This is a genomic window from Vibrio sp. D401a (assembly GCF_030248515.1).
GTDB classification, from domain to species: domain Bacteria; phylum Pseudomonadota; class Gammaproteobacteria; order Enterobacterales; family Vibrionaceae; genus Vibrio; species Vibrio rotiferianus.
Genome location: NZ_JAHGAI010000043.1, coordinates 176,388 through 196,322 on the forward strand (window position 1 = coordinate 176,388; position 19,935 = coordinate 196,322).

The following is a 19,935-nucleotide window of genomic DNA, read 5'->3' on the forward strand; positions in this document are numbered from 1 at the left end:
AGACTAATGCGAATCCAATGGCATAAATAAACTTTGGCTAAAACTAAGGTCGATAGACACTCATTGTAAACAAGATTAACGTGACCCAAGTCTCGCTTCAGTTTTCCATACAAAGAGCAAGGTTTGAATATTAAACTTATAAAACAATGAGTTAATTACCTGCATAACTTATGGTTATAAACACTATAAAGCGACATTCTTCAATTGCATCATTAACTTAATAGCCAACGAAGCGTAGGTAGTACCTGTGCTTCTCTTCCAACTTTCAACCAATTTGGAGTTATTATGGCTAACCAAATGAGCAAGCTGGCTGTCGGTCTCGGCGTACTGGCAACCTCAAGCGCAGCAGTGGCGGCAGACAAACCAAACATCCTTGCGATTTTTGGTGATGACGTTGGTTACTGGAACATCAGTGCGTACAACCAAGGTATGATGGGTTACGAAACCCCGAATATCGACCGTATCGCAAACGAAGGTGCACTATTTACTGATCACTACGGTCAGCAATCTTGTACTGCCGGCCGTGCAGCATTCATCACAGGCCAAGAACCGTTCCGTACTGGCTTGCTTACAATCGGTATGCCAGGCTCAACTCATGGTATCCCAGATTGGGCACCAACCATTGCCGACCTTCTAAAAGGACAAGGCTACATGACGGCTCAGTTCGGTAAGAACCACTTGGGTGACCAAGACCAGCACTTACCAACTAATCATGGTTTCGACGAGTTCTTTGGTAACCTTTACCACCTAAACGCTGAAGAAGAGCCAGAAACATATTACTACCCGAAAGACCCTGAATTCCGTAAAAACTACGGCCCTCGCGGTGTAATCAAGTCATTTGCTGACGGTAAGATCGAAGACACAGGTCCTATGACGCGTAAGCGTATGGAGCATGCCGATGAAGAATTCCTAGAAACGTCATTGGCGTTCATGGAAAAAGCCGTAAAAGCGGACAAGCCTTTCTTCATCTGGCATAACACAACACGCATGCACGTATGGACTCGCCTTCAAGAGAAATACCAAGGTAAATCTGGCATCAGTATCTACGCTGACGGCATGCTTGAGCATGATGATCAAGTGGGTATTCTACTGGACAAATTGGATGAGCTAGGCGTCGCAGACAACACCATCGTTATCTACTCAACCGATAACGGTGCAGAGACTGTATCGTGGCCTGACGGCGGTGCAACACCATTCCACGGTGAAAAAGGCACGACATGGGAAGGCGGTATGCGTGTTCCTCAGCTCGTTCGTTGGCCTGGCGTAATCGAACCAGGTACTAAGATCAACGAAATGATGGCGCACCAAGACTGGTTACCAACACTGATGGCAGCAGCAGGCGTTCCTGACGTGAAAGAGAAACTGGCTAAAGGCTACAAAGCAAATGGCAAAGACTGGCGCGTACATATTGATGGCTACAACTTCATGCCTTACTTCCAAGGTAAAGAAGAGAAAGGTCCGCGTGAATCACTACTATACTTCACAGCAAACGGTGAGCTAAACGCAGTTCGCTGGAACGATTGGAAACTGCATTTCGCAACACTAGAAGGTAACATTACGGACGCGGTACGCTTCGCACCAAACTGGCCGAAGATCATCCACCTACGTGCTGACCCATTCGAGAAAGCGCCTCACGAGTCTGGTATGTACTTGCGCTGGATGGCTGACAACATGTGGTTGTTTGTACCTATCCAAGACGTGCTAGGTGAGTTCTTCAAGACACTACCGGATTACCCAATGCAGCAAGGTCAAATGATGAACCCTGCATCAATTAGCTACCAATCTCTTGGTCTACAAGGGAAAATGAAACAGCTAGAACAACTTCAGCAAGAAGTTAAGAAAATGAAATAGTTTCTTTTGCTACTACCGAAAAAACCCGCCAGCCTGGTGGGTTTTCTTTTTTCACTTTTAGCCGTTGGTCGCTTGTTCTTTACTAATTGACCGCCCTATATCACACGTTCGCATCACCTCCCTCTCAGATAACGAAACTTCTAATTAGGTCGCACTTTGACGCTCTATTACTAATAACTGATAGCTTTCTCATTCAGCACATTGATTTTCACCAGTTGATTTTTGATAATAGTTCGCATTATCAAGTAATGAGTAATGCATCAACATGTTCAGTCCAACGTCAGCCACTAGCACTTCTCATCAAAACTGGTCTTCTAGTGCTCCCTCAACTGCTCCTTCTATTTTGTTAGTTGAAGATGATCCCGACCTCAACCTTCAACTCACAGAACTACTCAAAGAGCAAGGTTACAACGTGAGTTCTATGTACAGTGGTGACGATGGAGTAAGCGCATTTCATCAACAAACGTTCGACTTGGTGATTTTAGATGTGAACCTACCTAACCTTGATGGATTTGAAGTGCTCAATGTGATTCGATCGCAGTCGCAAACCCCCGTTGTCATGCTCACCGCTTACGGTGCGGAAGAATATCGGATTCAAGGTCTTAAATGTGGTGCTGATGATTACATTACTAAACCCTGTAACTTCACCGAGGTTAGCTTGCGTGTAGAATCGATACTGCGCCGAACCCAACTGATTCAACAACCTAACTCTGCTACAAAACTCAGTGATAGAGAGCTTCTTCTCAGTAAGCAGACGCATTCCGTTACGCTTCATTACCGCCCAGAAATGGAACCTGTTCAACTCACACCGATTCAGTTCAAGTTACTTTGGACTTTAATCGAACATCGCGGTGAAGTATTAAGTAAACCCTTTCTCTATCAAACCGTTCTAGAGCGTCAGTTCAGCCAATACGACCGTGCTCTTGATATGCACTTAAGCCGAGTACGCAAGCGCCTCATCGCAGAGGGAATGTCTAACGATCGCATCCAAACCGTTCATGGCAAGGGATACATTTTTAAATGAAAAAAATGCTGTTTTGGCGGCTATTTATCGTCTTATCCCTCGGAGTGGTGATCTTTTTCTCTCTGATTCATAGTGCTGCCATCCTCTCTAACGAGAAAATGAGCTATTTAAAGAAGTCTCATCGTCAACAAATTTTAGATTGGGGCAATACCGCACAAACCTTCATTGACCAACAAGATTGGCACGGGCTTGATGTATGGCTAGAAGAGCTTGCTATCAAAGAATCAACTTGGGCAACCGTGTTGCAATCCCATCTTGACGTGAAAGGAGGGAACCCGCTCAACCAACGTTTTTGGCAAGGTTATGGAATTGGTCGAAGTGTAGAGTGGAAGATTCACCTCGATTTCCCAGACAACCCAATTATGGAAGTCCCACTCTCTCCATTCGGATACCACTTTTTGATTCTGCTACCAGATCGAATGCGACCGGGAACCTACATGTCTCACGCGTTTTGGTTGTTTCGCTTTGTGATTCCCTTTCTTTCTCTACTAGCACTTACTGTGTATTTGTACCGCTATGTTATGCGCCCCTTACAGCAGTTTCATCGTGCCAGCCAAGCCTTCAGTCAGGGCGATTACTCTGCTCGTATTGGGCATACAATGAAACTAGGCAGCGACGAGATTAGCCAAGTCGCTCGTACTTTCGACAAAATGGCGGAACGAACGTCAGATGTGATTCAGCACAACCGCAACCTTATTGCGGACATGTCACATGAGATACGTACCCCACTCGCTCGAATTGAGATGGCAATTGACTGCGTAGATAAAAATATCGAACGCGAGCAAATGCTAGAACGAATCAAAAGCGATACTCAAAAAATGCGAGCGACCGCCGAAGACACACTGACCCTTGCGTGGATTGAAAATGAGCAACCAAACTTAAGAACCGAGTCGTTTGATCTCGCCGAGCTAATTGAAATCATCGTAGAAGATGCGCGTTTTGAATACCCGGATAAACAGGTTTCATTGCTGCAAGATCATTCTCTTCCTCTACAAGATTCGAACCAAATGGCGCTCAGCCAATCTTTGGAGAACATCATTCGTAACGGTCTGCGATACACACAAACAAAAGAAACGTTAGACATTCGTGTTCTCACCAAATCCAATCATTATCAAATCTTGATTACTGATTCAGGTCTGGGTATCGACCCTAGTCTGTATCGACAAATCTTCAAACCCTTCTTTAAAGCAAATAACCAAGTCACATCCCGAAAAGGCTTTGGTGTAGGTCTTGCGCTCGCCAAGCGCCACATCGAAGCAGTAGGCGGCAAGATCACCGCTTACAACGCAGAACCAAAGGGATTGACGATGGATATTTCATTACCTAAACGACGCTAACTCCAGCTCACTGCAAGGATTGTAACAGTTGTAAAAGTCGTTTACTCAGAGTGTAAGAATCACCAAAATCTCACTCGATAATAATTCTCATTAACAATGGAGGTTACGGTGTCTGCTTCAACCGTATTTAAGCTAAGCCCACTTACCATCGCGCTTTTGGTTGCATCACAAGCGACATACGCCAAGGATGATATCGAAATTGTCGAAGTTACTGGGCACACGCCTGAAGGCGTCGATATCACAATCGATTCCGATCAGCTCGCTAAATCCCAAGCGCAAGACTTGAACGACATTTTCCGTAAAGATGCAGAAGTTAGCGTCGGTGGCTCTTCTGGCGTTTCTCAAAAGGTCTATGTCCGTGGTCTGGAAGATACCATGTTGAATGTATCTATCGACGGTGCGGAGCAATCCGGTAACCTATTCCACCATCAAGGTCGACTCTCTATTGAACCTGAACTTCTCAAGCAAGTTGATGTGAGTGCAGGTACAGGTCGAGCAACAGATGGTCCTGGAGCCTTGGGTGGCGCGATTAAGTTCACCACTAAAGACGCACATGATCTTCTTGCCGCGGGTGAGACCTATGGTGCGATGCTAAAGGGCGGTTATTACACCAATAATAAGGGTTACAAGGTTTCAGCAAGTTTATACGGAGAAGTCGCTGATCAGCTTGGTCTTCTGGCTTCATTTGGTTACGTCGACGGTGATAACATCGAAGACGGCAAAGGTCAGGAACAACCATACACTGCGTTAGAACAGCAAATCGCATTGCTCAAACTATCCGGTCAGTTGAATGACGAACATTACTTATCTGTCAGTTACGATTACCGCAATGATGATGGTCGACGTTTAAATCGCCCTCACTTCCAGCCAAGCTTTAAAAACGCGCCTCTCGACCAAGAAACCGATCGTTCTACTTTTACTCTGAATCACAAATACGCAGCAAGCGAACTATTTAATTTAGACACGACTTTCTACTACACCGATAGCCGCTTAGCCCATAAAGATCATCCTCGTTGGGGCACCAGTGATGGTTCGATCCAGACTACTGGCGTAAAGATCTTCAACACGAGTAAATTTACCGACCACACCTTGGTCTATGGCTTGGATTACAAGAAAGACAAATCTGAGTTTGAAACCAACTACGCCGGAAAAAAGGATGATGAAGAAAAAGGCACAGTCTATGGTCTGTTTGTCCAAGATGATTGGATGCTAACAGAAACCATCATCCTTACCGCGGGAGCTCGTTATGACTGGTATGAGCTTACTGATAACATGGATCAAGATTTTGATTCGAGCGGCTTTAGCCCTAACGTGGGTATTAATTACTATGCGTTGGAAGGTTTGAACCTATTTGCTAGTTATGCAGAAGCATTCCGTGGTCAACAAATCAAAGAACTGTTTGTTATCGACTACCGCGAAAACGACCCAAACCGTAAGCCTGAAGAAGCACGTAACTTAGAGCTGGGGGCAAATTACCAATACGATGATTTCTTTGCTGGCGTCACCTTCTTCGATAGCACCATCAAAGACGTGGTAACAAACCAAGGTGCGGTTTACACCAATGTGGGTGATTTAGATAACCAAGGTATTACCGCTTACTTAGGTTATGCGATTACTGATGTGTCTGCCCGACTGAGTTACAACCAATCCCGTCCAGAGCTAAACGGTACTCCGCTTTCAGATGAAGACTCTACATTAGGAACATCGATTGGTGATACTTGGGTGCTTGATTTGATCTACCAACCAATGGAAACCCTTGAGTTTGGCTGGAACGCACGATTTGTTGAACGCTTGACCGATGTAGCGGATCCAGCCGTTCACCCAGAAAAGCCAGGCTATGGTGTGCACGATGTTTACGCATACTGGATGCCACTAGCTGATGAAGAACTGTCCTTAACCCTATCGGTGAAGAACGTCTTTGATAAGTACTACTTCGACCATGCCTCATACATGGCATACATCGGAAGCCCAGTAGCACAAGGTTATGCGAGCCCGGGGCGTGATTTCCGATTCAATATTACCTATGCATTTTAAGAGCGAAGAATAAAAAGGAGAGGTTACCCTCTTAATGCCGCTAAGATAAGTTAGCGGCATCATTTTTTTGGGTTATGAACGCGCATTCTCTTTATACGTCAAGATAGGGTCACCCAGATTTATAGACCTGAGTTGAAAGGAGTACAATTAAAGGATAAGTTAGGAAACAAAGCCCACTCTCGCGGTAAACCTAACTCCATCGTCTTCTAGCTCAAAGTGCCAATCCATTCGCTCACAGATACGCTGCACAATCACTAAGCCACACCCATATCCAGCGTTGTATGTTTCATTGCCATCGTGACGATTTGTCACAACTAACTCTGTACTATCTAGCTCGATCTCGATGTCACCCACACTGTAGCTGAACGCGTTCTTAATCAGGTTATTAATCACAATGGTGACAAAGCTTTCCGGAGCATGTGCTACACCACTGGCGCTCTCTTTTAGCTGATACTCCGCACCTTGTTTAGCAAACAGAGGGGCTAGCTCATCCAACTGTCTATTAAGGCATGAGAGCAATTCATGGTCGCCGTAATGTTGTGGCTCAATTTTCTCTTTGCCTAGTAAAAGGAACGCCTCTGTCAGCACTCGCATTTCTTCACCAGCCGACTGCATTCGTGTTATTGCTTTCTGTGCCACCCGCGGCTGCTCTGGTACCCGACTGAGAATATCAGCAGAGCCTTTGATTACCATGATTGGGGTACGCAACTCATGCGATGCAAAACGGCTGAACTCCTGCTCACGGCGAAAATAACCCGCGATTTCATTCTTACTGTCCAGTAGTGTCTGTTCTATATGGCGTGTTTCGCTAAAATTGGTATCCACTTCAAACATTGGCTGATCTGGCGGCATATAAGCAATTTTATCTTCAATCTTAGTCAGTGGACGAGACAGAATGCGCACCATATAAACGCCATATCCCACCATGATTATTGAAAACACCCCGCCTAACAGGAAGGTAAATTGATGTAACGAGCTTTCGTATTCATCAAGATAATCATCGGAGTCATCTTGAAAAACAATGTACATCACCCCTTTTCCTGAAGGATGGTCAAACACCACAAAGTGCTTGTCTTCATCGCCTAGCAAATACTCATAAAACCCAGGGAACTTAAACGATAATAACCAACTTGGTGTGGGAGCTTCACTCCAATAGGTATCAAACTCCATTACATTAGGTAGCGGTGCATCCCAGCCCATTTTTTGGTAATTGTCTTTGTAGAGTTCAACTTCAGTATCAAGCCAGTGGTGTAGACTCAATACTTCAAGCTTATTTTCAGCAACGTAAATCAATGACCAAAACAATGTAAACATTGCAAAGGTCATTAAGCCAAAGCCCCAACGGATTTTACGATATATGCTCGGATATTCTTTATGCTTTGAGTCGGTAGCCTTGTCCATGAATTGTCTCTAATCTGGAATCATCAAAACCTTTATCAAGTGCCGTTCTCAAACCGTAAATATGGCTTCTTAATGCATCACTACCAGGCGGCTCATCACCCCATACGTTATCAATAACTTCTGAACGCGATACCGCGGCAGGGGCACGCTTAAGCAGTAATTTAAGAATGGTCGTTTGGATACGACTCAGTTTAATGTATTTGCCCATTCGGGTGACTTCATCAGTCCTCACATCCAGCGCTATGTCCGCAAATTTTAGAGTGCCGATATCTTGCCTAGGCCCTCTATTAGCCAATGCATGAACTCTTAAGCTCAGCTCTTGCATGGCAAAAGGCTTCATCAAATAGTCATCGCCACCCGCATTAAATGCTGCCACTTTATCGTCTAAGGTATCTTTCGCAGTTAAGAATAGAATGGGTGTACCGCACAAGAATTCACAACGAAGTTTCTCGACCGTACTGATGCCATCAAGCTTCGGCATCATGATGTCCATAATGATGACATCGTAATGATTATCTCGGATTAGATTTAGCGCCGCCTCTCCATGGTATGCGCAATCAATAGTCATTCCCTCGAGTTCCAAATAATCAGCAATGGTCTCTGAGACATTGTGATTATCGTCGACAATTAAAATTTTCATAGGGCTCACGTTTCTTCACGATCACTTCACAATACGCGCCATAAGATACAACCAAATTCATAAAGAAGCTTTCAAAAATAGGTCCAAATAATGAAAAAATTAGCGCTTGTAGCAGCAGTGGGGTTGGTATTATCAGGTTGTGGTGGTTCGGGAGACAGCAGTAACTCTTCTACCCAGCCTACTGCAAAACCGAGTACCGCTATCGGTACGGTAGAGTCTGTGAACAGTGAAAACGATTCAATCACCGTAAATGGTTACACTTACCGCGTATCAGAAGTGATGTATGGCGGGAAGCAAACCAACCTGGCTTCGATTAAGCCTAATATGATGGTACAAGTCGGTTCTGGCAAAGAAAAATCCTCTAACGCACCCGTAATTGTCACACTAGAGCCAACCATGACGGGTCACATTCAGATCATTGATAAAACCACTGGCAAGTTCACCATTAACGGTTTTGAGCTCGTCTATCCAGAACTTAATAAGTCAGATATCGAAAGTGGTGACTGGGTAATGGTTTCTTCTCTACCTGCAGCGAACGACCAATATAAAGTTCTTTCAGTAGTGAAATTTGACTCCGATTTTTCTGAAAAAGATGAAATCGAAGGTCGCATTACAAGCATTGATCTCAATAAGAAAGAGTTCAAACTTGGCGCAAATGTCACCGTCGCTTATGACCGCATTGCAGACCTACAAGTAGGTCAATGGGTTGAAGCGGAAGGTTCTTTCAATGGAAATGTCTTCGATGCTTCTTATGTAGAGATTGAAAACTACAACCAATTAGCTGGTGATAATGATGTTGAAGGTATCGTTACTTGGGTAAACCAAGACCAGAGTGCATTTGAACTGAACTACCGTGGTACATTTGTAATTGATAGCAAAACCTGCTTCCAAAGTGATGATGACGCACCTTGTAATCCGTCGTTGATTTCAAACTTGGCAGTAGGTGCTGAGATTGAAGTCACCTCTGTATTGGGAACCGCAAACACACCTGTTGCAACTCACGTAGAATTTGAGAAACCAGACTGGGCAGACGATAACGATGATGACTGGAACGTTAATGAGTTTGAATGTTCTGGCTGGGTATCCAACTACAAAGTAAACGGTGTGGATAAAGCAACTTTCGATATCGACCACTGTTGGAATGACCTAAACCAAACCATAGATAACTCAAGCGTGGTCGTGAATGGCAAAACAATGTATGAAGATGGTCTGTCGTTTTCAAACATCGCCAATAAACACGTAGAAGTGGAAGGTACTATCATCAACAACACTAATGTTGCACTTGAGATTGAACCTTGGGAAGCCGAGGATTAAAAAGCCACTAAGCCCAAAAACACAACCAGAAGCACTGCGCCCGTGGTGCTTCTCCCTCTTACTCGTATCAACTTTTCTTTTCAATCTTTAATACAGATACGTATGACCAAATGAGGGAATAATAATGCGTAAAATGACACTGCCTTTAATTATGCTTTTCGGCGCTTTTGCTTCAGCAAGCAGCTTTGCTGCAACAGATAACAATGATACGCCTGAGAGATTAGAATCTTTTGAGTGTACAGGCTTAGTAAACAGCTACGATGCCAGCTCCCGAACTTTTGTCCTTGCCTGTCAAAATGACCACGGGCCAGAATTCCAGACCAAAACCGTGCTGATTGATACCAACACTCAACTTGATGGTATTCAGGAAGCCAACTTAGATGGTGCAACCATTGAGGTCGATGGCGTTGTAATGAATGATCAGAATATCGCAAGAGAAATTGACCTCGCCAACGACTAATCTTCTGAAATGACAAAAGAAACCGCTTCAAAACACCACCAAGAAGGTCATCTCGGATTAATCTCAGAACGATATGAATAGGCTGGGTGAATATCGGTTTAAAATAAACAAAAAAGAGCGTCCATCTGGACGCTCTCTCATTCTTAATTCACGGTGCTTAAGCCGCTTCAGCCTGACCAATCCAATGATAATGGTGATTGGCTTTCTTTCCGACTAAACCGAGTTCGCTTAGCTCTTCAAACACCTTATCGACTTCTTCAGCTGAGAGTCTGAAATGTTTCGCTACAGCCTTCTTGGTACACGTAATTTGTTGATTCTTAAGTGATTCACTCACCTGCTCTAATAGTGTTTTTGGCTCTTCTGGCTCTAGTGAATCGTTCGCTTCAGATTCACCCTCTTCTTTAATGTGAGGCAAATATCCCGCTGGTTCTGGTTCAATGTCTTTTATAGCTTCCAGAGTAACTCCATTATAACGTCTGAAATAATGGCGGAAACGTTGTTCCTCACCAATCAAGCCAACAAAGAACGCTGCAAAAAAATCCAACAAGATAGACAAGAACACAACTAAGCCCAACTGCGCTTGTGATGATGTCGTACCAAATGCTTTTGCCAAGCTGTCAATCAAACCAATCACTGAGCCTTGTGCGACTGGAGGCAAGCTGTCACGCTCTGTAGCTAATCGCTGTTGCTCTTCACGCAGCTTATTGTTTTGCTCTTGAATGCGCGCAACACCTGTTGCGATACGTTCCATCTGAATATATTTCTCAGCAGCCAAATTATTCAATTCAATCTGCTGATCTATCGAAGCGATTTGACGGTTGTACGCGTCTACTTTTGCTTGCTCTACCGATATATGACTTTGCGCTGTATTAGTCGCACTGTTAATACCACCAATACTGCCTCCAATCGAAATAGCAGCAAGTACCAGATAAAAGACTAAAGCAGTCAGGGCACCAGAAAAATTCCTGTGTGCTCTACGCTCCCCATATTCATACCAAGCGTAGAACTTACCCGCTTCAAAGATAATTGCCAAACCGCCAAACAATGCTTGCATCATCGGGTTTTCATCAATAGACAAAAACAAGAGAAGAGAAAAAATGGTCGATGCTAAAATGGCTGCACCAGTGAACGCGTAAACACTCACCATCGCAAATCGACCTTTAGGATATCGATATCCGATTTGTTGTTCGTATTTCATTATCAGAAATTCTTATTTTTCCGCAGAGCCCTTATTTTTCGGGCGCTACGAGCGATATAAAGGTGCGAGAGAGTAACGTATCCTAAACGAAATTACTGTCATAATTCAGTAAACGAGAACCAACCGAAGATTAGTTATTCACTTTGCACTATTTACCAACAAATTAAGGATAATGTGCAGCCACCCTTTTAGGGAAATGTGTGCCATTTACAAGAAATAGAAACGCCTCAAAGAAGCGAGGCGTTTGCATAGAAAGGAAGTAAGAAGTAACTACTTAAAACAAACGTCAGCCCAACGCGCCAAACCTGCGGTTACGGAACCGAAGTAGTTGCCACTAACAACAGGAATATTTGGCAACACGGTTTGTACTGCTTCACGCAATATTGGCGAGCGTGCCGATCCCCCGGTCATGAAGATTGCATCTGGAGTTACCCCTGCGAGGTTTACTGCTTCTGCTACAAGCTCAGTCATTTTTGTTTTTGGAGACTCAATAGCGTCAATCATCTCATCACGTAACACATCAACTTCAATCAGCTCAGATAGCAAATTAATGCCAGCTCGATAGGATGGCTCTTCAGACAAAGCAACCTTTGCCTCTTCTGCTCGGCGGACAATGTTGTAACCTAGCGATTCATGGTAGACCTCCAATAAACGAGCAAGCTTTTGTGGCTCTTGCGCTTGTTTGTGGAGCAGTTTCAGCGCGGCTAGATTTTCACGCGAGTAGAAGTCATTTTGAGCTTCAACATTGTTAATCGCAATTGGGTTCCAGAACTGAGTCGTTGGCATAACAATTCCTGACTCCATCTTGCTTTCCATACCAAATGGGAACATCAGCTTTTTAAACGCCAACGCAATGTCTAAGTCATTTCCACCAATACGTTGCCCACTATGTGATAACAAGCTTGCTGTACGATCAGCCTTTCCGCGCCAAGATGGGCCCATTTGGATAAGTGAACAGTCTGTAGTACCCCCGCCAATATCGACCACTAAAACAGTTTTGTCTTCAGTAAGCGTAGCTTCATATTCCAGACCAGCAGCAACTGGTTCAAACTGAAACTCAACATTCCGAAAACCAGCTCGTTTCGCCGCACGTAACAGGATATTTTCAGCTTGAATATTGGCAGCCTCTCCTCCACGGCCGTGGAAGTTTATTGGACGACCAATCACAGCATCAGTAATTGACTGTTGTGCATCGTTCTCAGCCTGAGACTTAATGTTATCCATCATGGCACATACTAAGTCCTCAAAAAAACTGAGCTGTACGTCGCGTAAACCCGATGCGCCCAAAAATGATTTTGGCGATTTCACATAATAAATGTCTTGAGGATCTGCAAGATAACGCTCTAATGCAGCTTGACCAAAAGCCATATCTTCAAGTTCAAGATCTATGCTTTCTTCACGATTGAAGTTAATTGCACGACGTAACACCTGCTCCCCGACCTGATCAAAAGGCTTGATGTCTCGATGTCGGAAAAGGTGTTCAGAAACCGACTCACGAGTCGGTGCAGAAAGGGTGGAAGGAATGTAGGGATTCGCTCCCTCAAGCTTGAGCAACTTAGGCTCACCCTGTTCCATTTTCGCCACCGAACAGTTTGCGGTGCCGTAGTCAAAGCCGATGTACATAAATCCTCCCACTGACGAAAAAGGTCGGCAATGCTACATCAATGCTAATACAAATGCTACAGGCGAATAGCTCCGCTTCCTGTCCACTCCCCTTTAATTCTCTGCAACTTCATCATTTATTTGGAAGGCTTACGCTTCATTGAGGGTAAACCAAACGCAAGCAAAAGCGCCAGAATGAGAAATACCGGGGATAGTTTTAGACCATCCCAAATAGAATAACGTTCTTGAAACAACCAAAAGATACCGACGGTCAGTAGGTAAGCAAAATAACTGCAAAACACCAGACTAATCGCGACAAAGCGTGTGCGATTAATAATTAAGACTCTTACAAGGAACTGGCTAAGAATACCTGCACAATGAACAGCAAGTTGCCAATTGATAATAAAAATAGCTAATGCAACAAAGCCTGAGGTAAGCAACGCATCATGTGTTGACAGGATAAAATAGCTGCCAAAACGACTTATGATAACTGGGTAATCCCCTTCGTAGACCGTAGACCATGAAATCGCATTCGCGGCAGCAACAAAATTCGCAAAGTAGGCAATGGCATAAAACGACGTTTGAGAACTAAACGGTTGGACAACATTATGACAATAGCCGCGCCACTCTTCTATGTTGCTTGTTGGCCCAACCCAGCTTTTATCACTCTTGGGCTCATGCTCAGCAAAGGCTGGTCCATTCCTAAACAGTAACCAAAAGATATAAAGTGCAAGTACGACTAGAAGTAGTGTTAGCATACCCCTCCCCCTCAGAAAACGTCACTTTCATTGCCAATAGCGTTGGGGTCGTAAACTGCACTTCCCTAAAAATTAAGAGTTAAATTAACCTTAACGCCTGATTAAGCACTAATGATTATCTCTATTTATGAGGTGGCAAAATAACTACCGCCTCATATTTAGGTTTAGCACACATTGCTTAAGCACGCTTACCGAGAGAGGGAGACTTTACCGCTTAAGCGTCTAACTTATCTTCAAAAATACCAAGCTCACGGCCAAGCCATATGGCGCGAACAGTATGATCAATAAGCTCTTCTTCACTGACGGGATGAATTAACACGGAGAAGTCGCCACGATGTGCATCTAACCACGATACAAACTCATCGCTTACCGACTCCATGTGTAGTTCAAACATAGGCATTTTATGAGGACCTACAAGTCTGTTCACCAGCGGGAATACTCGAAGTACATCTTGTCTTTGCTCGCGGATGAGGTCACTCAGTTGCTGCGCTTTCTGTTCATGGATTAAAGGATAATAGATATGAGCGTGATACATCGTCTCTCCAACTGGTTGTTCGTTTTAGGTAAATACCCCTAAGTGCATCGCTTAGCACCCAAGAAACATCGGTATAACATAACCAATAAAAAACGCCACCCGTAAATAATACAAGGTGGCGTTTTAGAGCAACTCGACTCAATTTTAAATGTCTAAACGAACAAACCAACAATTGCAGCGTTCATCAGGTTTGCAAGAGTTGCAGCAAGTAGTACTTTCATGCCTAGCTTACCGATAACACCCGCTCTATCTGGGATCATGCTGCTTAGTGCACCACAAACCATTGCAACCGAGCCAATGTTAGCAAAGCCACATAAAGCAATGGTCATGATCGCTGTTGTACGATCGCTCAGTTCTACCCCACCCATACTTGCGAACGCAACGAACTCATTAAGGGCAATTTTCTGGCCCAAAAATGCCCCTGCACTCATGGCTTCGCCCCAAGGAACACCAATCAGCCAAGCAACAGGAGAGAATAGAACGCCAAGGATGACATCAACCGTTAAGCCATTAAACCCAAAGAACTCTCCTATCGCACCCAAGCCGCCATTTAACATCGCCATTAAGCCAATACATGAGATAATGACCGCACCCACAATTGCCGCAATCGAGGTGCCTGCGATCGCGCCCTTCGCTACCGCATCAATAAAGCTCGTCGGCTTTTCATTATCTGGCAGTTCTGGCACTTCATCGATCGTTTCTTCTGTCTCAGGGATGATCAACTTTGCGAACATCAATCCTGCGGGTGCAGACATAAAACACGCCATGATTAAGTAATTGAGATCAACACCCATGCCTGCAAGACCTGCCAGAATTGAGCCTGCAATAGACGACAAGCCACCCACCATAATAGCGAAGATCTGTGCTCGTGTTAGTACGCGATGGTATGGCTTCACCAGCAACGGAGCTTCTGTTTGACCTAATACAATGTTACCAGCGGCGTTCATTGACTCTGCACGAGATGTTCCCAGCACTCGCTGCAATCCACCACCAATGATTCGAACGAACCACTGCATGATGCCTAAGTAGTAAAGAAGGGAGGTCAGTGACGCTGTGAAAATGATTTGTGGAAGAACCTGTAGCGCCCAAATAAACCCTATACCATCAACGCTGAAGTTCACTAAGCTACCAAACGCAAACTTAATGCCTTCCGTGCCATAGCTAAACACCTTGCCGACTGCACTAGACACTGATAGCAATACATCTGCACCAATATCTGTTGCCAACACAAAGCCCGCAACAACCAAGATGATTCCAAACGCGCCAGAAACCGCACGCCAACTAATTTGTTTTCTGTTTTCTGAGCATAGGAAGCCCACACCGAGTAATACGGCGATACCAAGTAATGACTGAAGCATAATGTTTTATCCGTTGTGAGAATCTACGACTTTGATAACCTGACTTGCGTGCTGGTGAGCTAACTCGATGGTTTTTTCTACATCACCACCTTCCTCTGGAATGGCATTCATTTCAAATGTAACGACGGTGTCGACAATATTCATTTCAGCAGCTTTAAATGCATGTTCAAACGCTCGCTGATAACACTCTAGAGGCATAAAGTTAAAACCAGATTCAGAGTATGATTCTGCTGTCGCCCCGGCCGTGATTGAAAACAACACTTTTTTGTTTTTTAACTGGCTTCCATTTGGGCCAAAAGCAAATCCATAGGTAAATACTTGATCGATCCACTCTTTTAATACTGATGGAAACGTACTCCAGTAAAGTGGGAACTGAATAACAACCAGATCAGAACTAAGAAGACGTTGCTGCTCAGATTTTATATCTCCAGTAAAATCTGTGGCATTTGCAATCTGCCAACTCGTGTTCTGAGAGAAATGGGATAGGATTTCAGAGTTTGCGTAAGAACGGTCCAAATTTGGATGACCATTAATAACGAGTACGTTCATGGCGTTGCCCTATAATTATTAGTGCGCTCATTTTCCCACTGCCAGTAAGAACAAGGAAGAGCAAAGCACCTTTCTGATGTATTGATAATTTTCGTGTTTATGGTAACGCCGTCTTGGCGAAATCTAGAGGACAAATGTCCCTCCCTTGACGAGAGAGCTCAAAAGTTCTTACATAAACCCTGCAGATTAAAACGAATCCTCTGTGAAATTTCACAACACAATTTTATTACAATTTTCATGTCAAGCTCAGTGAATCCCTTCAACTTTGAAAACGTAAAATTCTAAAAAGCAGTGTTTATCCTAGAAAAGTGCGGTGTAAGCGAAACTTTACTGATGAAGATAACTCAAATCAAAGCACAATTTAACAATTTGTTTACACTTACTGTATCTGGTTATACCAAGATTCATCACTGGATTAGGCGGTGTAAACAGCAGTAATAAATGACGCCTTGTGTTTTACCAGAACACACTTTTGTTAGAGAGACGAGCACCAAAAGCGTCGATAACTATCAAAACAACTGCAATCCTAGGTATGACCTTTTGCGCTGATATCAAAGCCTGAGTACCCATACAGGCTGAGATCGAAATAATGAGCAGCTGCAGTCCAAAAGACCCGCAGCGTCAAAAGGAGCTTGAGATGAACGTTCAGGCATTACCCATGCATCGGTTTATCGACCATGATGGGAACCTCGTCAGCCAACTACCCAACTGGGCTGATCTCGAAACATTGGTCGGGTTTTACCAAGACATGGTATTAACTCGCACCTACGATAACAAAGCCGTTGCCCTGCAACGCACTGGTAAATTAGGCACCTACCCATCACACCTTGGCTCGGAAGCCGTTGGGATAGCGGTAGGCAGAGCGCTAAAAGCCAGTGATGTGTTTGTTCCTTATTATCGCGACATGCCCGCCATGTGGTGTCGTGGCATAGGAATGGAAAAGAACCTGCAATACTGGGGAGGCGATGAACGCGGCAGCGACTTCGCTCCTGAAGGCAGCCCTTTCCCCAGCAAAGACCTCCCCTTCTGCGTCCCAATCGCAACCCAGTGTACCCATGCCGTTGGTGTTGCAGCAGCACTGAAAATCCAAGGCAATCACGATGCGGCTTTGGTGATGTGCGGCGATGGCGGCACTTCCAAAGGCGACTTCCTTGAATCCATTAACTGTGCGGGCGCATGGAACATCCCATTAGTCTTTGTGGTGAACAATAACCAATGGGCGATCTCCGTACCGCGCAGTTTGCAATGTGCTGCGGAATTTCTCTCAGAGAAAGCCAAAGGTGCTGGCATCCCCGGTATTACGGTGGATGGCAACGATGTCGTCGCGGTGTTTGATGCAACAATGACTGCCCTCGAACGAGCCAGAAAAGGCAAAGGCGCAACGTTAATTGAAGCAATAAGTTACCGCCTGAGCGATCACACCACCGCCGACGACGCGACTCGCTATCGTAACGAGGACGAGGTTCAAACGGCTTGGCAATATGAGCCCGTTCGTCGCCTTAAAACCTTTCTCACTAATCAAGGCGTTTGGAATAACGAGAAAGAGCAAGAGTGGCAAACCCACTGTAAAGAACAAGTTGAACTCGCCGTTGAACGTTATCTCAACATGCCGAATCAAGCGCCTGAAACGGGCTTCGATTTCCTTTATGAATCCCTACCCCAAGAGTTTCATGCGCAAAGGGATGAGCTAATCAACAAAGCAATGCGAATGCAGGGAGGGAAACATGGCTGAACTCACGTTAGTTGAAGCAGTGAACCTCGCGCTTCACCATGAAATGGAACACGATCCGAATGTCATCGTCCTTGGCGAAGATGTGGGTGACAACGGCGGTGTATTCCGCGCCACTGTTGGACTCAAGCAAAAGTACGGTCTTAAGCGCGTTATAGACACACCTCTTGCTGAAGCGCTTATTGGCGGTGTCACTGTCGGTATGGCAACGCAAGGTCTACGACCTGTGGCAGAGTTTCAATTCCAAGGCTTTGTCTTTCCTGCATTAGAACATTTAATGTGCCATGCGGCGCGAATGCGTAACCGTACTCGTGGTCGACTTACCTGCCCTGCGGTATTCCGCGCGCCCTTTGGTGGCGGTATTCATGCACCAGAGCACCATTCTGAAAGTGTGGAAGCTTTGTTTGCTCACACAGCAGGCTTTAAGGTTGTGATTCCTTCCTCACCGCAACGCGCTTATGGTTTGCTCCTAGCAGCAATTCGTAGCAACGATCCGGTGATGTTCTTTGAGCCAAAACGTATCTATCGCACAGTGAAATCTGAAGTGGTAGATAACGGAGAAGCGCTACCTCTCGACACTTGCTTTACCCTTCGCAAAGGTCGCGACATTACGTTAGTGACTTGGGGAGCATGTGTTGTCGAATCACTGCAAGCGGCTCAAACGCTGTCCAATCAAGGCATCGAAGTTGAGGTGATTGATTTAGCCAGCATCAAACCCATTGATACCGCGACCATCTTCCGTTCACTTGAGAAAACCGGACGCCTCTTGGTGGTACATGAAGCAAGTAAAACCTGTGGTGTCGGCTCAGAACTGCTAGCCAGAACCGCAGAACATGCGATGTGCCTACTCAAAGCGCCACCAAAACGCGTCACGGGCATGGATACCATCATGCCGTACTACCGCAACGAAGATTATTACATGATTCAGGAAGAAGACATTGTGCTCGCCGCGCGCGAACTCGTGGAGGATTGGAAATGAAGACGTTTAACTTACCCGATCTCGGCGAAGGTCTCGCTGAGTCAGAAATTGTGAAATGGCATATTAGTGTCGGTGATATGGTCAAGCTCGATCAAGTGGTGCTTACTGTCGAAACCGCAAAGGCGACCGTAGACGTCCCTGCTCCTTATGGCGGCCGTATCGTGAGTCGTCATGGCGAAGAAGGCGACGTAATCAACATTGGTGCTCTACTTCTGGAAATCGATGAAACGGGAGCAGAACAAACCGTCTCAGAGCAGAAACAAACTGCCGATGCAGCAACGGTGGTTGGTAATGTATCCCAACATGCACACAGCGTAAATGTAGACGATTTCTGGATTGGTGGTGAACACAATCCATCGCCAGATAACCTCATCACTGCGCTTCCTTCTGCTCGCCTATTAGCGAAGAAACTGGGTGTTGATTTAGACTTGGTCAAAGGCAGCGGCCCAGATGGTTTGATCGTCGATGCCGATATCTACGATGAAGCAGGCAAACAACGTCCCGGTACAGAAGTACTCAAAGGCGCACGCCGAACCATGGTGTCGACCATGGCGGAATCCCACCATAATGTCGCGGCAGTGACCATTACTGAGGAAGCTGTCTTAGATGGCTGGAAGCAAGGTGAAGACATCAGTATTCGTCTGGTCCAAGCGATTGTACATGCGTGTCAGGAAGAGCCTGCTATGAATGCGTGGTTTGATGCCGAAACCATGACGCGTTGTGTCCACAGTACGGTGAACATCGGTATCGCCGTAGACAGTCGACACGGTTTATACGTGCCTGTTCTGCGACATGCTGATGAATACGAGCCTCAAGAGGTACGCCGTTGGTTGGACCAAACCGTACAAGGCATACGTGAACGTAAGATTGGTCGTGAGCAGTTGCAGCACGCCACCATTACGCTTTCAAACTTTGGCGCAATTGCAGGCATTTACGCAACGCCTGTGGTTACGCCGCCACAAGTCGCTATTGTCGGTGCAGGTCGAATCATTGAGAAGGTTGTAATTCGAGACGGGCAAGCTGTAGCAGTGAAAGCCATGCCGCTGTCGATTACGTTTGACCACCGAGCATGTACCGGCGGCGAAGCGGCAAGGTTCACAAAAGTACTGGCAGAGCATTTGAGAAAACCGAGTGTTTAGAGAACGTTTGTCATGAATAATAAAGGG

General features: G+C 45.2%; 17 protein-coding genes. 9 read left to right on the plus strand and 8 right to left on the minus strand.

Translation table 11 applies throughout. The features are described 5' to 3' along the window. Positions 1-285 precede the first annotated feature (285 nt). The 4 genes from KIV41_RS18200 (at position 286) to KIV41_RS18215 (ending at position 6,246) form a co-directional block, all read left to right on the plus strand. Positions 286-1,851, plus strand: coding sequence for an arylsulfatase (locus KIV41_RS18200; RefSeq protein ID WP_285337283.1), 1,566 nt, complete (start codon positions 286-288; stop codon positions 1,849-1,851). A gap of 265 nt (positions 1,852-2,116) precedes the next feature. After that, positions 2,117-2,875: a response regulator transcription factor gene (locus KIV41_RS18205; RefSeq protein ID WP_285337285.1), complete on the plus strand. Its 759-nt coding sequence runs from the start codon at positions 2,117-2,119 to the stop codon at positions 2,873-2,875. Further along, positions 2,872-4,212: a sensor histidine kinase gene (locus KIV41_RS18210; RefSeq protein ID WP_285337286.1), complete on the plus strand. Its 1,341-nt coding sequence runs from the start codon at positions 2,872-2,874 to the stop codon at positions 4,210-4,212. The genes KIV41_RS18205 and KIV41_RS18210 overlap by 4 nt, the downstream gene beginning before the upstream one ends. A gap of 108 nt (positions 4,213-4,320) precedes the next feature. Next, complete coding sequence (locus KIV41_RS18215; RefSeq protein WP_285337288.1) at positions 4,321-6,246, plus strand: TonB-dependent receptor domain-containing protein; 1,926 nt, start codon at positions 4,321-4,323, stop codon at positions 6,244-6,246. Positions 6,247-6,405: 159 nt separating this feature from the next. Here KIV41_RS18215 and KIV41_RS18220 read toward each other — a convergent pair whose 3' ends face one another. Both KIV41_RS18220 and KIV41_RS18225 read right to left on the minus strand, forming a co-directional pair. Continuing rightward, a complete protein-coding gene (locus KIV41_RS18220; RefSeq protein ID WP_045386969.1) occupies positions 6,406-7,647 on the minus strand; it encodes a HAMP domain-containing sensor histidine kinase in 1,242 nt (413 codons plus the stop codon). Then, entirely contained in the window at positions 7,619-8,287 is a 669-nt protein-coding gene (locus KIV41_RS18225; protein ID WP_038886411.1) for a response regulator transcription factor, read from the minus strand. The genes KIV41_RS18220 and KIV41_RS18225 overlap by 29 nt, the downstream gene beginning before the upstream one ends. 90 nt (positions 8,288-8,377) lie before the next feature. Between KIV41_RS18225 and KIV41_RS18230 the strand changes: the two genes are divergently transcribed. Further along, the gene (locus KIV41_RS18230; RefSeq protein WP_045386967.1) at positions 8,378-9,601 is read left to right on the plus strand and encodes a DUF5666 domain-containing protein; all 1,224 of its coding nucleotides are present in this window, start codon (positions 8,378-8,380) and stop codon (positions 9,599-9,601) included. Positions 9,602-9,725: 124 nt separating this feature from the next. Then, positions 9,726-10,061, plus strand: coding sequence for a hypothetical protein (locus KIV41_RS18235; protein WP_010452232.1), 336 nt, complete (start codon positions 9,726-9,728; stop codon positions 10,059-10,061). Positions 10,062-10,218: 157 nt separating this feature from the next. Here the strand turns inward: KIV41_RS18235 and KIV41_RS18240 are convergent, their stop codons facing one another. The 6 genes from KIV41_RS18240 to KIV41_RS18265 all read right to left on the minus strand — a co-directional run bounded on the left by KIV41_RS18240 (position 10,219) and on the right by KIV41_RS18265 (position 16,061). After that, on the minus strand, positions 10,219-11,259 hold the full coding sequence (locus KIV41_RS18240; protein ID WP_045386964.1) for a hypothetical protein: 1,041 nt from the start codon (positions 11,257-11,259) through the stop codon (positions 10,219-10,221). 270 nt (positions 11,260-11,529) lie between these two features. Next, positions 11,530-12,882 carry a molecular chaperone gene (gene yegD / locus KIV41_RS18245; protein WP_010452234.1) on the minus strand — a complete coding sequence of 451 codons (1,353 nt, stop codon included), beginning with the start codon at positions 12,880-12,882 and terminating at the stop codon, positions 11,530-11,532. Between the two features lie 116 nt (positions 12,883-12,998). Then, positions 12,999-13,619: a hypothetical protein gene (locus tag KIV41_RS18250; RefSeq protein WP_038886420.1), complete on the minus strand. Its 621-nt coding sequence runs from the start codon at positions 13,617-13,619 to the stop codon at positions 12,999-13,001. A gap of 214 nt (positions 13,620-13,833) precedes the next feature. Next, entirely contained in the window at positions 13,834-14,154 is a 321-nt protein-coding gene (locus KIV41_RS18255) for a DOPA 4,5-dioxygenase family protein (protein ID WP_010452236.1), read from the minus strand. Positions 14,155-14,306: 152 nt separating this feature from the next. Further along, positions 14,307-15,512 carry a NupC/NupG family nucleoside CNT transporter gene (locus tag KIV41_RS18260; protein WP_038886423.1) on the minus strand — a complete coding sequence of 402 codons (1,206 nt, stop codon included), beginning with the start codon at positions 15,510-15,512 and terminating at the stop codon, positions 14,307-14,309. Between the two features lie 6 nt (positions 15,513-15,518). Then, entirely contained in the window at positions 15,519-16,061 is a 543-nt protein-coding gene (locus tag KIV41_RS18265; protein ID WP_010452238.1) for an NAD(P)H-dependent oxidoreductase, read from the minus strand. 637 nt (positions 16,062-16,698) lie between these two features. Between KIV41_RS18265 and pdhA the strand changes: the two genes are divergently transcribed. The 3 genes from pdhA to KIV41_RS18280 are packed head-to-tail and all read left to right on the plus strand — an operon-like array spanning position 16,699 to position 19,908. Further along, a complete protein-coding gene (gene pdhA / locus KIV41_RS18270) occupies positions 16,699-17,793 on the plus strand; it encodes a pyruvate dehydrogenase (acetyl-transferring) E1 component subunit alpha (protein ID WP_285337291.1) in 1,095 nt (364 codons plus the stop codon). Then, positions 17,786-18,769, plus strand: coding sequence for an alpha-ketoacid dehydrogenase subunit beta (locus KIV41_RS18275; RefSeq protein ID WP_009696326.1), 984 nt, complete (start codon positions 17,786-17,788; stop codon positions 18,767-18,769). Before pdhA ends, KIV41_RS18275 begins: the two co-directional genes overlap by 8 nt. Then, positions 18,766-19,908 carry a dihydrolipoamide acetyltransferase family protein gene (locus KIV41_RS18280; RefSeq protein ID WP_252042929.1) on the plus strand — a complete coding sequence of 381 codons (1,143 nt, stop codon included), beginning with the start codon at positions 18,766-18,768 and terminating at the stop codon, positions 19,906-19,908. The genes KIV41_RS18275 and KIV41_RS18280 overlap by 4 nt, the downstream gene beginning before the upstream one ends. Positions 19,909-19,935 lie beyond the last annotated feature (27 nt).

What these genes read in the sequence shown, in the direction of transcription:
- KIV41_RS18250 (WP_038886420.1), bottom strand. Translation starts at nt 13,619, where the DNA reads ATGCTAACACTACTTCTAGTCGTACTTGCACTTTATATCTTTTGGTTA.
- KIV41_RS18225 (WP_038886411.1), bottom strand. Translation starts at nt 8,287, where the DNA reads ATGAAAATTTTAATTGTCGACGATAATCACAATGTCTCAGAGACCATT.
- KIV41_RS18235 (WP_010452232.1), top strand. Translation starts at nt 9,726, where the DNA reads ATGCGTAAAATGACACTGCCTTTAATTATGCTTTTCGGCGCTTTTGCT.
- KIV41_RS18230 (WP_045386967.1), top strand. Translation starts at nt 8,378, where the DNA reads ATGAAAAAATTAGCGCTTGTAGCAGCAGTGGGGTTGGTATTATCAGGT.
- KIV41_RS18205 (WP_285337285.1), top strand. Translation starts at nt 2,117, where the DNA reads ATGTTCAGTCCAACGTCAGCCACTAGCACTTCTCATCAAAACTGGTCT.
- pdhA (WP_285337291.1), top strand. Translation starts at nt 16,699, where the DNA reads ATGAACGTTCAGGCATTACCCATGCATCGGTTTATCGACCATGATGGG.
- KIV41_RS18210 (WP_285337286.1), top strand. Translation starts at nt 2,872, where the DNA reads ATGAAAAAAATGCTGTTTTGGCGGCTATTTATCGTCTTATCCCTCGGA.
- KIV41_RS18240 (WP_045386964.1), bottom strand. Translation starts at nt 11,259, where the DNA reads ATGAAATACGAACAACAAATCGGATATCGATATCCTAAAGGTCGATTT.
- KIV41_RS18220 (WP_045386969.1), bottom strand. Translation starts at nt 7,647, where the DNA reads ATGGACAAGGCTACCGACTCAAAGCATAAAGAATATCCGAGCATATAT.
- KIV41_RS18280 (WP_252042929.1), top strand. Translation starts at nt 18,766, where the DNA reads ATGAAGACGTTTAACTTACCCGATCTCGGCGAAGGTCTCGCTGAGTCA.
- KIV41_RS18255 (WP_010452236.1), bottom strand. Translation starts at nt 14,154, where the DNA reads ATGTATCACGCTCATATCTATTATCCTTTAATCCATGAACAGAAAGCG.
- KIV41_RS18265 (WP_010452238.1), bottom strand. Translation starts at nt 16,061, where the DNA reads ATGAACGTACTCGTTATTAATGGTCATCCAAATTTGGACCGTTCTTAC.
- KIV41_RS18200 (WP_285337283.1), top strand. Translation starts at nt 286, where the DNA reads ATGGCTAACCAAATGAGCAAGCTGGCTGTCGGTCTCGGCGTACTGGCA.
- KIV41_RS18275 (WP_009696326.1), top strand. Translation starts at nt 17,786, where the DNA reads ATGGCTGAACTCACGTTAGTTGAAGCAGTGAACCTCGCGCTTCACCAT.
- yegD (WP_010452234.1), bottom strand. Translation starts at nt 12,882, where the DNA reads ATGTACATCGGCTTTGACTACGGCACCGCAAACTGTTCGGTGGCGAAA.
- KIV41_RS18260 (WP_038886423.1), bottom strand. Translation starts at nt 15,512, where the DNA reads ATGCTTCAGTCATTACTTGGTATCGCCGTATTACTCGGTGTGGGCTTC.